This window comes from Streptococcus chenjunshii (assembly GCF_003086355.1).
Lineage (GTDB): Bacteria > Bacillota > Bacilli > Lactobacillales > Streptococcaceae > Streptococcus > Streptococcus chenjunshii.
Window position 1 is genome coordinate 691,899 of record NZ_CP031733.1, and the last position, 15,713, is coordinate 707,611.

Below are 15,713 nucleotides of genomic sequence, written 5' to 3' on the forward strand. Positions count from 1 at the left end.
AATGGCACTTAGAGATAGATTTGATAAAATTATTTCTTATTTTGATACCGATGAGGTGAGTGATGTTGAGGAAACAGTTGATCAGGAAGCGGCAGTTTCCAGGCAGCCTCAGCGTCAGCAGCCGTCTGCTAGGCCCCGTCCTCAGCAGCAGCCGGCAAGGGACCAGCGTCCGCCGGTTCGGCCTCAGTCTCAACCGGTTCGCGGCTCTAATGATGCTGCAGTTCGGCAGATTAATACCGGGCAGCAGTCAGAACCGCAAGATACTGGGGAGTTCAAAACAACTATTGTTTTAAAATATCCTCATAAATACGAAGATGCTCAGGAAATCGTTGATTTGCTGATCAGCAAAGAGTGTATTCTGGTTGATTTCCAGTATATGCTGGATGCACAGGCACGCCGCTGTATCGATTTTATTGATGGAGCAAGACGGGTTGTTGAGGGGAATTTGCAGAAAGTTGGCAGTTCCATGTTCCTGTTGACTCCTTCAAATGTTGAGGTTGATGTCGATGCCCTGAATTTTGCTCATAACGGGCAGGATTCTAATTCTAATTTTGATTTTGATATGAAGAGACGTTAATACATGATTATATTTTTAATATCGGTTCTTATTAGGCTGATACGTGTTTATTCATACATTTTGGTTGCTTATGCCCTGCTTTCTTGGTTTCCGGGAGCTTATGACACCTGGCTTGGCAGACTTTTACGGCAGCTTTCAGAACCTTTTCTCAAGCCCTTTCGCCAGCTGAATTTACAGTTTGCAGGGCTTGATTTTACCGTTTGGGTTGCTGTAATCGGTCTGAATTTAATCAGCCAGCTTGTTCAGTCTCTTGCTGTGATGCTTTTTATTCCATAATGAGAGGCGAAACGATTTTTCAGCATTTCAGACCTGATGAGTATCAGTTTATAGAGAAAATGACTGATTTGGTAGCCAAGGCAGCCGATACCTACAGCTTACAGGTAACTGAATTTTTAAATCCTCGGGAGGTCTTTATCCTCAAAAGCATTGTAGGACAGACAGAGTTGAATTGTTTTGTATCGAGCGATTATTATCCGATGGAGTATGCTAAGGTTATCGTTGCACCGGATTACTATAATTGCAGTTTTCTTGATTTTCAAATGAGTCTGATTGAAATAACCTACAATGCTAAGTTTAATTATCTGACTCACTCTCAGATTATGGGAACGCTTCTCCATCACTTGGGGATAAGGCGGACAGTCATTGGTGATATCTTTGCAGAATCCGGCAGGGCTCAGGTAATGGTTGATCGCAGTATGGCAGCCTACCTTTTGACAAATACAGCAAAAATTGCTAAAGTAACTGTAAAGCTAAAAGAAATTAGTTTTGATAAGCTGATTCGGCCTCAGCAGGAAGGGGAAGCAGTTGATATTTTAGTATCAAGTATGCGCTTGGACAGAATAATAGCAACGGCCTTAAACATCTCCCGCAGTCAGGTCTTGAAATTAGTTGAAACCGATAAAGTGAAAGTCAATTATGCTTTAGCTGCTAAAAGCTCTAACCTTCTGGAAGCTGGTGATTTGGTCAGTATCAGGGGTTTCGGGAGAATTACTCTCGTTAAGGAGAACGGTCTTTCTAAAAATGGCAAGCATAAACTGACAGTAAATAAAATGATACATAAATAAGGAGGCCCGAATGGCACTTACAGCACTTGAAATTAAAGACAAAACATTTAATACGAAATTCCGCGGTTATAACGATGAGGAAGTAGATGAGTTTCTCTCGATCGTTGTTGACGATTATGAAAGCTTGGTCCGTCAAAACCGTGATCAGGAGAGCAAGATAAAAGAATTGGAAGAAAAACTTGCTTATTTTGATGAGATGAGGGAATCTCTCAGCCAGTCAGTGATTCTGGCACAGGAAACAGCTGAAAAGGTTAAAACATCGGCCAACAATGAAGCCAATAATGTGGTCAGCAAAGCTAATTATGATGCACAGCACCTGATTGATGAAGCGAAATCAAAAGCTAATGAAATTTTACGTGATGCCACTGATGAAGCAAAACGTGTTGCTGTTGAAACAGAAGACCTGAAGCGTCAGAGCCGTGTTTTTCATCAGCGTTTGATTGCAGCGATTGAGGGACAGCTTGGCTTGGCAAATTCGCCGGAGTGGAATGACTTGCTGCAGCCTACCGCTGTTTATTTGCAAAATTCCGATGCTGCCTTTAAAGAGGTCGTTGAAAAAGTCCTTGACGAGCATGTTTCTGATATTGATGATACAGGTGTCTTTGATGCAACACGCCAGTTTACTCCTGAGGAAATGGAAGAGCTGCAGCGTCGGGCTGATGCCGGCAATAAGCAATTAGCAGAAGCTCAGGCTGCTGAACAGCCAGTTGTTATTGATGGTGCTGATGAGAACGAAAGTCATTCTGGTGAAATTAACTTAAGTGAAACACAGACATTTAAATTAAATATTGAAGAGTAAGAAAAACAAAAGCACAGCTTATACTATAAAGCGAGCAGGGGCGGGTGTAAGCCCTGCAGTCCCTAGGCTGGAAGCTTATCATTTTCTGATTTTTCTGTCTGAAACCGTATGAGTAAGATAGAAGGTGTGCCTGCCTTACGGGCTAAGAGGGAATCTTCTTTTAAAGATATCAGCAAAAGGAGATTCTGAAACTAAGGTGGTACCGCGAGCTCTCGTCCTTTGAAGATGAGGGCTTTTTTGCTTTGAATGCTGATGATAATATCACTTATTAATACATTGTTTTTGTTATTATTTAATAAACTAAACTACAGGAGTCTAGTATGAAATTAAAAGAAACCCTTAATCTCGGTAAAACAGCCTTTCCTATGCGCGCCGGTTTACCAAATAAAGAACCGCAGTGGCAGCAAAAATGGGAAGAAGCCGGTTTATACCAAAAACGTCAGGAGCTTAATGCGAATAAACCCAGTTTTCACCTTCATGACGGGCCGCCTTATGCAAACGGCAATATCCATTTGGGACATGCCTTAAATAAAATTTCCAAAGACATTATCGTCCGTTCAAAATCAATGTCCGGTTTTTCTGCACCGTATGTTCCAGGCTGGGATACTCATGGCTTGCCAATTGAGCAGGTTCTGGCCCAGAAAGGTGTTAAGCGTAAAGAGATGGATTTGGCTGAATATCTCAGTATGTGCCGTGATTATGCCTTAAGCCAGATTGATAAACAGCGTGAAGATTTCAAGCGCTTGGGGGTCTCTGCCGACTGGGCGGATCCTTATATTACCTTGACTCCTGCCTATGAGGCTGCGCAAATTCGTGTTTTTGGAGCAATGGCTGATAAAGGTTACATTTACCGCGGGGCTAAGCCTGTTTATTGGTCCTGGTCTTCTGAATCAGCTTTGGCGGAGGCAGAGATTGAATATCATGATATCGAGTCCGCATCGCTTTATTACGGTAACCGGATTAAAGATGGCAAAGGGATTCTTGATACTGACACTTATATTGTGGTTTGGACAACCACACCTTTCACGATTACGGCTTCGCGCGGACTGACAGTCGGTGCAGATATAGATTATCTTGTTGTGCGTCCCGCAGGCTCAGAACGTCAATATGTCATTGCTGAAGCGCTTGTGGACAGTTTAGCGGCTAAGTTTTCTTGGGATTCTTATACAGTCACAGCCTCTTATAAGGGATCCGAGCTTGAGTTTATTGTTACGGAGCACCCTTGGGACAAAGAAATCGAAGAATTAGTGATTTTGGGTGATCATGTGACACTGGACTCCGGAACAGGAATTGTCCATACAGCTCCAAGTTTTGGTGAAGATGACTACAATGTCGGAACAAAATACGGCCTTGAAGTTGCTGTTACAGTAAATGAACGCGGCCTGATGAATGATTTAGCCGGTCCGGATTTTGCTGGTCAATTCTATGATAAAGTACTTCCGACAGTCAAAGAAAAATTGGGAGACTTGCTCTTAGCCAGTGAAGTTATCACTCACTCTTATCCGTTTGACTGGCGGACGAAAAAACCAATCATTTGGCGTGCAGTGCCGCAGTGGTTTGCTTCAGTGTCTGATTTTCGTCAGGAGATCCTGTCTGAAATTGAAAAAGTAGACTTCCATCCTTCTTGGGGAAAGACACGGCTTTACAATATGATTCGCGATCGTGGGGACTGGGTTATTTCACGTCAGCGTGCATGGGGAGTTCCTTTACCGATTTTCTATGCTGAAGACGGTACAGCTATTATGTCTAAAGAAGTTACGGATCATGTGGCAGACTTAGTTGCAGAACATGGGTCGGCAGTCTGGTGGCAGCGCGATGCTAAGGAACTGCTTCCTGAAGGTTACAGTCACCCAGGTTCTCCGAATGGAGGGTTCACCAAAGAAACCGATATTATGGATGTCTGGTTTGACTCCGGTTCTTCTTGGAGCGGTGTAATGCAGGCCAGAGAAGGGCTTGACTATCCGGCTGATCTTTACCTTGAAGGTTCTGATCAATATCGCGGCTGGTTCAATTCATCGCTGATTACTTCCGTTGCCGTCAATGGTCGTGCTCCCTACAAATCCCTCCTGTCTCAGGGATTTGTGCTTGATGGCAAGGGTGAGAAAATGTCTAAGTCAAAAGGAAACATCATTTCTCCTAATAATGTTGCAAAACAGTACGGAGCAGAAATTCTGCGTCTTTGGGTCACATCTGTGGATACTGACAATGATGTTCGGGTATCGATGGATATTTTGGGGCAAGTATCGGAAACCTACCGTAAAATTCGTAATACCCTGCGTTTCCTGCTGGCTAATACCAGTGATTTTAATCCCCAAATCAATACTGTAGCGTTTGCAGATTTACGTCCTGTTGACAAATACATGGTGATTAAATTTAATCAGCTTGTAGCCGATATTCGGCAGGCTTACAGTGCTTACCGTTTTCTGGATATCTATAAGGCAGTGGTTAACTTTATAACAGTTGATTTATCAGCCTTTTATCTGGATTTTGCTAAGGATGTTGTCTATATTGAAGCTGCTGACAGCAAAGCACGGCGGCAGATGCAGACTGTTTTTTATGATATTTTGGTGAACATCACAAAACTTTTGACACCGATTCTGCCTCATACAGCCGAAGAAATCTGGTCTTATCTGGAGTTTGAAGCTGAAGAATTCGTACAACTGTCAGAGATGCCGGATGCCCAGTATTTTGCTGACCAGGAGACTATTCTTGAAGAATGGGAAGCCTTTATGGCTTTGCGGACACAGGCACAAAAAGCACTTGAAACAGCCCGCAGTGACAAAATTATCGGTAAATCTCTCGAAGCTCATTTAACACTTTATGTTAATGAGGAAACAGAAGCACTGCTCGCTTCGCTTAACAGTGATCTTGCCCAGCTGCTTATCGTATCGCAGCTGACGGTGACAAAAGAACCGGCTCCGGCAGATGCGGTTGCTTTTGAAAATATTGCCTTTACGGTTGAACATGCGCATGGTTCTGTCTGCGATCGCTGCCGTCGAGTTGATGAAACAGTTAAAGACCGTTCTTATAACGCTTTTATTTGTGATTCTTGTGCACATATTGTTGAAGAGAACTTTCCGCAAGCCTTAGATCAAGGCTTTGAAGATAAATAGCAAGAGCTGGGAGAAGCGGTTTATGTCCATTGTGATAAATGCTGGGGGAATTAAAGGCTCATTGTCAACTGTAGTGGGTGACTTATAGCTAAGCACGAGAGGAGACAAAGTTCGTCTCCTCTTTTGCTATGTTCAAAGCGATAAGGATGCGAGTTTTAAAATTGTCAAAGTTCCGAAAACCAAAGGCATTACGCTTGATGTCCTTGATGAGTTTGTAGCCTCAAGTTTGGCGTTAGAATAGGGCATCTGTATGGCGTTTGTAACGTATTTTTTATAGCGAACAAGTGTGGCAAGAGTGGTTCTAAAGGTTTGATTAAGGTGTGGGAAAGCTTCTGTTATCAGGTCAAAGAAACAGTTAGCGTTTTTCTCTTGCAAGTGGAAAAGCAGGAGCTGATAAAGGTCATAGTAGCCCTGTAATTGAGGGACAAGCTGGAAGATTTTGGTCAAGCATTCTTTTGGTGTCAGGGTCTCCCTAAAAGTTCTTGAGTAAAAACGGTTCAAAGAACGTTTTCGGCTGTCTTTCAAGACCAGTTTCCAGTAGTATTTGAGGGCACGATATTCCAGAGATTTCTTGTCAAACTGTTTCATGAGTTGAATGCGAGTGTGATTAAGAGCTCGGCTAATATGCTGTACGATGTGAAATCTATCAAGAACGATTTGAGCATTAGGAAATAGAGTTTTGATAAGAGGAATATAGCTGCCAGACATATCAACGGTAACGCTTTTAACGCTGTTTCTAGCCTTTTTAGAGTACTTAAAGAAATGATTGCGAATGGTTGTTTGTGTCCGATTATCCAGGATCGTGATGATTTTCTTGGTTTCACAATCTTGAGCAATGAAGGCTAGTTTACCCTTTTGATAAGAAAATTCATCGATGGAGAGGAGCTCAGGCAGATGATAAAAGTCTTCTTTGAAGGTGAATTGCTTGAGCTTACGATGGACAGTTGACGTTGAAACAGCCAAGTTCTGAGCGATGTGTGTCAGAGCATCACGTTTGATCAAGCCTTGTGTGATCTTTTGTCTAACAGGTTCAGCGATTTGGCAGTTTTTCCGAACCAAGTTAGTCTCAGCGACTGTAACTCTGCGACAGCTTTTGCACTGGAAACGACGCTTTTTGAGTTTGATAAGACTAGGAAATCCAGCAATTTCAAGGTATGGAATCTTTGACGGCCTTTGGAAGTCGTATTTTATCTGCTTTCCCCCACAAGTTGGACAAGATTTAGGCTCATAATCAAGCCTAGCCCAGACCTCAATGTGTGTTTGACACTTAAAAACTTTATTCAGAGTAATGTTTTTATCTTTAATTCCAATCAATTCTGTAGTATGATAGAGTTGTTCCATATGAATCTTTCTAATGAGTTGTTTCAACGCTTTTCATTATAAGTCATATGGGACTTTTTGTCTGCATTAAAAAGCCCTATAATCTTCGCAGTGGATTTACCCACTACAGAAATTATAGAGCCGAATTAAAAGAACCAGCAGCCATGGTGGGTCTGCAAACCGATGCACACAGAAAAAGCCCTCATTAGGATAATCCTAGTGAGGGCTTCGTTTAAGATAAGATACAAGGGCCGTGAACGGAGCAAAGCTTCCACATGTTTACGGCTGGAAAGACATGAGCAGAACCTTAGCTCATAAGCTTCTCTCACTCTTTTATTTCTGAGCTGGGTAGAAATCATTCACTGGATGGATGATTTGATGCTGCAGCTTCTAGGCCGTGTTCAGTTTTGCTAATCCATCTCGAACCCTATCTTTCTTATTTGGCTTCTTCTAATTGTTTGTCCCTATTATTTAGTAGGGAAAGAAATTTCAATCAAATTAGCAGTGTGGAGCGTTTTTAGCTGATCAAAGAGGACAGTAGACTGATCAATTTTACGCTTGAGGAAAAATTCACGAATGGCTTCAAGCTCGCTGTCTTTAATGGCCCGGTATTTATTGGTAATCAAAATTTCATAATGCTTAGGTGCCTGTGTAAAAATAACATCTGTATTACCGGCGGAGTATACTTCTACCAGTTTGGCATCTGTATTTTTCAGTTGATTTTTAACCAATTCCGGATGACTGCTAGTTGTGTTTATCAGTCTCATAATTGTCCTCCTCAAGTCTCGTTTTTTCTATTATAGCATGTTTTTCCTGAAAAAAATGCTCATGTAAAGAATTACTGTATTTTTTTTGCCACTCCTGAACACCCCATTTATGGCTGCCGCGTTTCAGTTTTTCCACTGCTTCTATGATAGTAAACCAAGCCACTCGGTTAAAATCTTCTAAAGGAGCCGCCACTTGCTGAAAGCTGTTTACTTCATAAATATAAGCGGGATTGTAAAAATAGCTGTCCCGATGGCGGGAATAAAAATATTCATCAGCCTGACCGAGATATTCTCCGATATCTGCCGTAAAGCCCAGTTCTTCAATAAGCTCACGTTCTAAGGCTTCCTTGTGATTTTCACCAGCTTCAATTTCACCACCGGGCAAAAACCAAGCACCATTTGGGGCTTGGACGAGAACGATGGCTTCCTTATTTTTATCTGGGATAACAGCATAAACACCATAGCGAGTTTTATAATCTGCCAGCTCTTTCTTATCGCCAAAACTTGGAATTGTCATTATGGTTCCTCCCTTTGGTTTATTATACTAAAAAATACGAAAAAATGCTCTTCTTTCCTGCTTAAGGCAGGCAGTTTCCGGGTTAAACAAAAAATTTGAGATTAAATAATTTAGAAAATGGCTTAACTTCTTAGAAAAATGGTAAAATAAAAAGAAGTGATAGCTTATCATCAGTCGGCGGTTTTTGCATAAGGAAGACTGGCGGCTTCTATTCCAGCCTATTGCCAATTTCTGCTAATGAGCGGTCTTTGAGCAGGCTGATACTTTATGGAGAATAAAATGCTGAAATTATTGAAACACTTATCTGAGAAAGAGAAGCTGACAGCTTGGTTCTCATACATCGTAAATGCTTATCTGCTGTACATTGTTTGGAGCCTGTCTTCGCTTTCAGCAAATACCCTTTTTTTGCAGCCGCAGCCTGCGCTCTCTCTGCTGCAGGTATTACTGCTAATATTAGTTGTCAGTTTAGGACAGCATTACCTGAATCTGCGTTTTGCTTTATTTAAGCCCAGCAATCTTTTTACGGTGCTGATGTCCGCCTGCCTTTTTTTAGGTGTTTACAAAAGTCCTTCCCCTTTGCTTGTTTTTGGTTTTCTCCTGCTGGGACTGGCTGTTTACTTTAAATTGTTTTTTGGAAAAGAAGAAGCAGCTTACCTGATTCCGGCCAGCCTCCTGCTAACTTTCCCAAAAGCAATTGCTCTCATTTACCGTCCTTTTCCTTTAGATCTTAAGCATTTTGGTATTGAGGCGGATAAGTGGGACAGCAGCCGGCTCTGGCTTTTACTGTTAGCTGTCTGCTATGCTTTATGTGCTTATTTTTTACTGAATGTTGTCAGACAAACAAAGGTTAAGAAAAATATTATCTCCTTGGCCGATAAGGAAAAAAAACTCTATGGTCTGGTGATATTTATTGGCTTAACCTATGTTCTTTATCTGTGTTTGGTAGTTGCTTATAAAGCAAAAACACTGTCAGTATCAACTTTTGATATTGGTATTTTTGCACAGATGTTTGAGAGTATGCGGCGTGATTTTACCCCGATAACCACTTTGGAAAGAGATAGGCTGCTGTCTCATTTTGCAGTGCATATTTCGCCGATTTATTATCTTATGTTGCCTGTCTACAGTTTGCTGCCTTATCTTGAAACTTTGGAAATTTTGCAAGTTCTAATTGTATTTTCCGGAGGTTTGCCGCTGTATTTCCTGCTTAAAGATTTGCATTTGCCAAACGTTGCCCGTCCTCTGCTTTGGCTTCTGTTTATCTTAACTCCAGCTATGACAACTGCAGGATCTTATCACCTGCATGAAAATTGTTTTTTAGTTCCTTGTTTGCTTTGGCTGATTTATGCAAACATGAAGCAGTGGCGCTGGCGCCTGCTGCTTATCGTTCTGCTGACACTTATGATAAAAGAAGATGCTTTTATTTATGTTGTGGCATTGGGGCTGTATTTTCTCTGGCAGAATCGCTTCCCTCAAAGTTTTGCAGCTAAACGACGTATCTTTTTTTCACAGCTGATCTTCCCTCTGATTTATTTTGCCTGCTGCGTCTTTATCTTAAATCATTACGGAGACGGACTTTTAGTCAGCCGCTTTGATTTGCTGTCCGGGCAGGAAGGCTTTGGCGGAATCTTTCAAACAGTCTTTCTTAATCCCGGTTATATTTTTGGCAGCTTCTTTACTCAGCACAAGCTGCAGTACCTCTTCCTTTTGTTTATCAGTATGGCTTTTTTGCCTTTAATGCAAAAGAGATGGGAAAATTACTTTTTGCTTTTACCTTTAATTGCAATTAACCTCTTATCTAATTACGACTATCAGACAGATTTTGGTTTTCAGTACAGTTATGGCAGCACAATTTTAGTTTTCTTCATGGCCTTGCTAGCTTTGGAAGGTTTTTATACCTACTGGCTGGATAAAGATGAGAAGCATTCCACCGTCTCTGTCCGGATTTTGACATTTATTATGACAGCTCTCTTATTTTCAGCGACTATCCTTTATAGCTATACCAACAGCTGGTATAAAGACATTCTGTATTATCAGCAGAATCAGGAAAAATTCACGGCTATTCATAAAACTTTAGCTGCACTTCCTACGGAGAAGAAAATACTGGCGCACTATTCCTATACGACCGATTTACGCAGAACCAAGGAACTGTACGATATTTTTTATCATAATGATCAAAGTTTTGACCCTTCTGTTGACCTTGTCGTCACTCCGCGCTCAACTGTAGAACATCAGGAAACAAGCACAGAATCTGAAATTGTAAAAATTTATATGGCGAATGGCTTTACAGAAACAGAACAATCCACGAAAGATGTCTTAATTCTGCAAAGAACAGACTAAACCAAGATACAAAGGCCGTTAAGAACGCAAAGAGAAAATAGGCGTCCGACCGCTGAGTCACCAAAGATTCAAGGGAGGGCGGTCTTTTTCTCGCAGCGTTTAGGCCGTGTTCAGTTCCGCCAAGATACAAAGGCCGTTAAGAACGCAAAGAGAAAATAGGCGGTAAGTCCGAAATCTTTGATTTCGCAGACGCACCCCTGCCAAGACGACTAAAAGGGTGCGGTCGGCTGTTAAGACGACAAAGCCTTCAGACATCTACGGCTGGCAAGAAGTTGAGCAGAACCTCAGTTCATAAGGTTCCCTCACTCTCTAATTTTCAAGTTCGGGTTGCCTGTGTACTCTCACAGCGTTTAGGCCGTGTTCAGTTTCACCAAGATACAAAGGCCGTTTAAATAGCAAAGCTGACAGCTTGCAGCTTACAAACTGACTTTGAGTTGTAAGAATGCTAGTAATGTGACAATGAGAAAACCTCCCTCAGACCAATTTTACCTTGGATCTGAAGGAGGTTTTATGGTATTTGCCGGCAGAAGTGTTTGTACTCTACTCATTTATTCAGCAGAAACTGCTTCAGCTGGGGTCTCTACTTTTTTAGCAGATTTAATCACAATTTTTCCATTGCTGGACATGACTGCCTTAAGATTTTTTTCGTTTGGATTTTCCAGATAATAATCGGTAATCGCATCTTCAATATTTTCCTGAATGGTACGCCGCAGCGGACGGGCTCCCATTTTTGGATCATAGCCCAGATCAACGAGTTTCTCTTTTACTTTATCTGTGACATCGAGATGAATGCCGCTGTGGCTGAGCCGGGCATTGACATCATCGAGCATCAAATCAACGATGTGCAGCAAGTTGTCCTTATCCAGTGCTCTGAATTCAATGATTCCGTCAAAACGGTTCATAAATTCAGGACTAAAGAAGTTACTGAGCTCGCCCAAAACAGAATTAGTCCGCCCTTCACGGGCTGCGCCAAAGCCGACACTGGCTTCAGCATGACCTGTACCTGCATTTGAAGTCATGATAATAATAGTATCTTTGAAGCTGACTGTTCGCCCTTGGCCGTCTGTCAGACGTCCGTCGTCAAGTACTTGCAAGAACATGTGCATAACATCCGGATGAGCTTTTTCCACTTCGTCAAGCAAAATCAGTGAATAAGGATTCCTGCGCACTTGTTCCGTCAGCTGACCGGCTTCTTCGTAGCCGACATAGCCCGGAGGCGCTCCTACCAGCTTAGCTACAGAATGCTTTTCCATGTATTCCGACATATCGAAGCGGATCATGCTGTCCGCCGACCCAAACAATTCGATAGCCAGCTGTTTGGACAACTCAGTTTTCCCAACACCGGTAGGGCCGACAAAAAGGAAGGAGCCGATAGGGCGGTTAGGTGTCCCTAAACCGACACGGTTACGGCGGATAGCCTTAGCAATTCTGTCAACGGCATCGTCTTGGCCGATAACATGCGCTTTTAGGTCATCAGCCAAGCTGATAAGCTGTGACTGTTCTTTTTCTTTCAAATCTCCAACCGGAATATTTGTTTTTTGTTCTACAATGCCTTCAATCGTTTTTTCCGTAATAACAGGGACATCTTGTTCATCAACCTTTTGTTTCTGCATTTCCTTATATTTAGCAATTTGATCGCGGAAATAAGCAGCCCGCTCGTAATCTTCATCACGGGTAGCTTGAGCCTTAAGGTTTTCGGCTTCAGTCAGCCGCTGGTCAATTTCCTTAGGATCAACAAAATTTAAGGTCAGATTCATCTTAGAGCCGGATTCGTCTAAAAGATCGATGGCCTTGTCCGGCAGGAAACGGTCCTGAATATAGCGGTTAGAGAGAAGAGCAGCAGCTTCAATGGCATCATCACTATATTTGACATGATGATAATCTTCGTATTTCTTTTGAATACCTTTAAGAATAGTGATCGTTTCTTCAACAGAAGGTTCATCTACTTTAACCGGCTGCATCCGACGTTCCAGCGCAGCATCTTTTTCAATAATCCGGTATTCATTGAGCGTAGTTGCTCCAACTAACTGCAGTTCTCCGCGGGCCAGAACTGGTTTAAGGATGTTGCCGGCATCCATATTGCCGTCACCGGCAGAACCTGCCCCGACAATTTCGTGAATTTCATCAATAAAAAGAATAACATCCTGCCGCTTACGAATTTCTTCCATAAGCTTTTGCATGCGTTCTTCAAATTGACCGCGGATGCCGGTTCCTTGCACCAAACTGACTACATCAAGGCGGATAACCTGTTTGTTTTTCAGCTTTTGCGGAACATTTCCGTCAACAATCTTTTGGGCTAAACCTTCAACGACAGCTGTTTTACCAACACCAGGCTCACCAATTAAAACAGGATTATTTTTGGTCCTGCGGTTAAGAATTTCAATCACTCGAACAATTTCTTCATCCCGGCCGATAACAGGATCAATGTCTCCTCGGCGGGCAATTTCGGTAACATTAATTCCAAATTCTTCCAGTAAGCCGTTTGGCTGCTGAGGTCCGTTCGGACGGCCGTTATTGCCGCCTCCGCCCCGTCCGCCTCCGGCCTGTGTAGGAGGGGTGTTAGGGAGCTGACCGTTAAAGGCGCGGAAATTATTCAAATCACCGAAGAAATCATCAAAGAAAGGGTTAGCAGAATTGCTTTGGTCATGCGAATCTTTGTTAAGACCGCCTAAAATAGTATTGTTAGGGTCAGTTTTCATGATTTGGTAGCAGTTCTGACAAAGATCAACCTGTCTTTGCTTACCATTAACATTTGTATATAAGTGGATTGTTGCTTCATTTAAATTACAATTTTGACAGAGCATAAGATAACCTCCCTTGTCATTTTCAATCAGTTCCGGCCATTTAGTCAAAGATGGTCAAACTTTATACTCATATTATAACACCCCAAAACAAGAATTCAAGTAAAAAGTTTGCAAATTTAGCACTTTCTTCATGAGAGTGATAAAAAATTTTTCCAAGAACTGACTTGCCAAAAAATGAATAATAATGTAGAATAATCTGTATAAAAATACAGGAGATTGATTATGAAAACACCGATATCTTTTTTAAAAGAAATAGATTTTAGCAAAGAAGAGCTGATGGAATTGATTGATTTGAGCCTCCGTTTTAAGGAGCTTAAGAAAAAAAGAATTCCTCATAAATATTTAGAAGGCCTTAACATTGCTTTAATTTTTGAAAAAACGAGCACCCGGACACGTTCGGCTTTTACTGTTGCCGGTCAGGACTTGGGAATGAATGTTACCTACCTTGGTGCAGATGAAATCCAACTAGGACGCAAAGAATCTGTTGCCGATACAGCTAAGGTTCTGGGATCCATGTTTGATGGTATCGAGTACCGCGGTTTTAAACAGGAGGATGCGGAAACTTTGGCCCGTTATTCTGGAGTCCCTGTTTGGAACGGTCTGACTGATACATGGCATCCGACACAGATGATTGCTGATTTTATGACTTTAAAAGAAATCTTTGGTTCTTTAGATGGTCTGCATATCGCTTATGTAGGTGATGGCCGCAACAATGTGGCACACTCGCTTTTAGTCACAGCAGCTATTTTAGGAGTCAATATTACGATTATTGCACCTGCTTTACTGCAGCCGGAAGAAGATATTGTGACTCTCGCCAAAGAACATGACAATGGAGCTGTTATTGAGATTACAGACCGGATTGAAGCAGTTAAGGGGGCTGATATGCTTTATACGGATGTCTGGCTGTCTATGGGGGAAACTGTCGATTTTAAAGAACGGATTGACCTGCTGCTGCCTTATCAAATTAATGCAGAACTCCTTGCTAAAACTGGAAAAGCTGATACTGTTGTGATGCACTGCCTGCCGGCTTTTCATGACTGTAAGACAGAGATTGGCCTCAATATTTATGAAAAATACGGTCTTGCTGAACTCGAAATAACCGATGATATCTTTCAAAAACACAGTTCGCTTATCTTTCAGGAAGCTGAAAACCGGCTGCATTCTATCAAAGCCATTATGTATTATTCCTTAAAAGAACTATAAAAGACAGTATCTTTTCTTGTGAGTTTAGACTCATTTATGTTAAAATAAGAAAGGATAATAAACTTATAGGAGAATATTCATGGAGTCACACTTAGTGAGAATTATCAATCGCCTTGAATTAATGGCGACTGACGGAGCCAATCTTAAACGCAATTTTGAACGCGACGGTGTTGTAGTGGCAGAGGTATCTTTCAGCAATGAGCCAGAAACAGGCCCGGTCTTTACCCTGCGTGATGTTGCAGCGCATGAGACTTACTCATTTGACAGTATTGATCTTATTGCAATGGAAATTTATGATTTGTTATATTAACCTGTGATTGAGGGGCTAGGAGTTGTTACTCCTAACCCTGTTTTTTATAAACAGACTTTACAGTACAGCAGCTGATGCAGCCTATATCGCTCTTTTAGAAGGGCTGTTGTTCTGCTTTTAAGATACTGTGATCCTTATCTTAAAATCGGTCAATGGATTGTATGTTTATTCAATTAATGTTATAATAAAACAGATTATAGTATAGAGGAGAAAATAATGAACCTTTCATTCTTGCCGACCTACTGGGCCTATTTTAATTACGGTGTTTTAGTCACTATTATGATTTCAGCCTGTGTGGTTTTTTTCGGTACAATTATCGGTATTTTAGTTTCCTTAATTAAGCGGACTAATATCAAACTATTTGATTGGCTGGTCAGTCTTTATGTTTGGGTTTTTCGCGGGACGCCGATGGTTGTTCAAATTATGATTGCTTTTGCTTGGATGCATTTTACGCATGTCCCGACTATTGGTTTTGGCGTGCTCGATCTCGATTTTTCCCGCCTGCTTCCGGGGATTATTATCCTTTCTCTTAACAGCGGAGCTTACATTTCTGAAATTGTCCGTGCCGGCATTGAAGCCGTGCCTAAAGGTCAGCTCGAAGCCGCTTATTCTTTGGGAATCCGTCCGGTTAACGCTATGCGCTATGTCATCCTGCCGCAGGCCTTTAAAAATATTCTTCCGGCCTTAGGTAATGAATTCATTACTATTATTAAAGATAGTTCGCTTTTGCAGACCATTGGTGTTATGGAACTGTGGAACGGGGCTCAGTCTGTTGTGACGGCAACGTATATGCCTGTCAGCCCGCTCTTGTTTGCTGCCTTTTATTATTTGATGGTAACAACCGTTATGTCGGCTTTGGTAAAAAGACTTGAAAACCGAATGGGACAAGGGAGGTAAAAACT

At 41.8% G+C, this 15,713-nt stretch carries 12 protein-coding genes, 1 pseudogene and 1 other annotated feature; of the genes and pseudogenes, 9 read left to right on the plus strand and 4 right to left on the minus strand.

The features are described from left to right. Position 1: 1 nt before the first annotated feature. From DDV21_RS03525 to ileS, 5 genes are all read left to right on the plus strand, one after another. Positions 2 to 577, plus strand: a complete 576-nt coding sequence (locus DDV21_RS03525; protein WP_116877869.1) for a cell division protein SepF — start codon at positions 2 to 4, stop codon at positions 575 to 577. Between the two features lie 6 nt (positions 578 to 583). Then, complete coding sequence (locus tag DDV21_RS03530; RefSeq protein ID WP_116877943.1) at positions 584 to 853, plus strand: YggT family protein; 270 nt, start codon at positions 584 to 586, stop codon at positions 851 to 853. Then, complete coding sequence (locus tag DDV21_RS03535; RefSeq protein ID WP_116877942.1) at positions 850 to 1,641, plus strand: YlmH family RNA-binding protein; 792 nt, start codon at positions 850 to 852, stop codon at positions 1,639 to 1,641. The genes DDV21_RS03530 and DDV21_RS03535 overlap by 4 nt, the downstream gene beginning before the upstream one ends. 10 nt (positions 1,642 to 1,651) lie before the next feature. Beyond that, the gene (locus DDV21_RS03540) at positions 1,652 to 2,440 is read left to right on the plus strand and encodes a DivIVA domain-containing protein (protein ID WP_116877868.1); all 789 of its coding nucleotides are present in this window, start codon (positions 1,652 to 1,654) and stop codon (positions 2,438 to 2,440) included. Continuing rightward, positions 2,427 to 2,663: a binding site (T-box leader), on the plus strand. It overlaps the preceding gene by 14 nt. 97 nt (positions 2,664 to 2,760) lie before the next feature. Further along, positions 2,761 to 5,553: an isoleucine--tRNA ligase gene (ileS, locus tag DDV21_RS03545; RefSeq protein ID WP_116877867.1), complete on the plus strand. Its 2,793-nt coding sequence runs from the start codon at positions 2,761 to 2,763 to the stop codon at positions 5,551 to 5,553. An 88-nt stretch (positions 5,554 to 5,641) separates the two neighbouring features. On the opposite strand, the pseudogene DDV21_RS03550 reads toward ileS, so the two are convergent. From DDV21_RS03550 to DDV21_RS03560, 3 genes and pseudogenes are all read right to left on the minus strand, one after another. After that, a pseudogene (locus DDV21_RS03550) lies at positions 5,642 to 6,894 on the minus strand (ISL3 family transposase). Between the two features lie 446 nt (positions 6,895 to 7,340). Beyond that, positions 7,341 to 7,640: a DUF1827 family protein gene (locus DDV21_RS03555; protein WP_116878879.1), complete on the minus strand. Its 300-nt coding sequence runs from the start codon at positions 7,638 to 7,640 to the stop codon at positions 7,341 to 7,343. Continuing rightward, positions 7,618 to 8,157 carry an NUDIX hydrolase gene (locus tag DDV21_RS03560; protein WP_116878880.1) on the minus strand — a complete coding sequence of 180 codons (540 nt, stop codon included), beginning with the start codon at positions 8,155 to 8,157 and terminating at the stop codon, positions 7,618 to 7,620. The genes DDV21_RS03555 and DDV21_RS03560 overlap by 23 nt, the downstream gene beginning before the upstream one ends. A gap of 279 nt (positions 8,158 to 8,436) precedes the next feature. On the opposite strand from DDV21_RS03560, the gene DDV21_RS03565 reads away from it, so the two are divergent. Further along, positions 8,437 to 10,494 carry a DUF2079 domain-containing protein gene (locus tag DDV21_RS03565; protein WP_116878881.1) on the plus strand — a complete coding sequence of 686 codons (2,058 nt, stop codon included), beginning with the start codon at positions 8,437 to 8,439 and terminating at the stop codon, positions 10,492 to 10,494. A gap of 548 nt (positions 10,495 to 11,042) precedes the next feature. Here the strand turns inward: DDV21_RS03565 and DDV21_RS03570 are convergent. Continuing rightward, on the minus strand, positions 11,043 to 13,298 hold the full coding sequence (locus tag DDV21_RS03570; protein WP_116878882.1) for an ATP-dependent Clp protease ATP-binding subunit: 2,256 nt from the start codon (positions 13,296 to 13,298) through the stop codon (positions 11,043 to 11,045). A 222-nt stretch (positions 13,299 to 13,520) separates the two neighbouring features. Here DDV21_RS03570 and argF point away from each other — a divergent pair, with 222 nt between their 5' ends. The 3 genes from argF (at position 13,521) to DDV21_RS03585 (ending at position 15,708) form a co-directional block, all read left to right on the plus strand. Then, entirely contained in the window at positions 13,521 to 14,501 is a 981-nt protein-coding gene (argF, locus tag DDV21_RS03575; protein ID WP_116878883.1) for an ornithine carbamoyltransferase, read from the plus strand. 79 nt (positions 14,502 to 14,580) lie between these two features. After that, on the plus strand, positions 14,581 to 14,811 hold the full coding sequence (locus DDV21_RS03580) for a YkuJ family protein (RefSeq protein WP_116878884.1): 231 nt from the start codon (positions 14,581 to 14,583) through the stop codon (positions 14,809 to 14,811). A gap of 216 nt (positions 14,812 to 15,027) precedes the next feature. Beyond that, positions 15,028 to 15,708, plus strand: a complete 681-nt coding sequence (locus DDV21_RS03585; protein ID WP_116878885.1) for an amino acid ABC transporter permease — start codon at positions 15,028 to 15,030, stop codon at positions 15,706 to 15,708. Positions 15,709 to 15,713 lie beyond the last annotated feature (5 nt).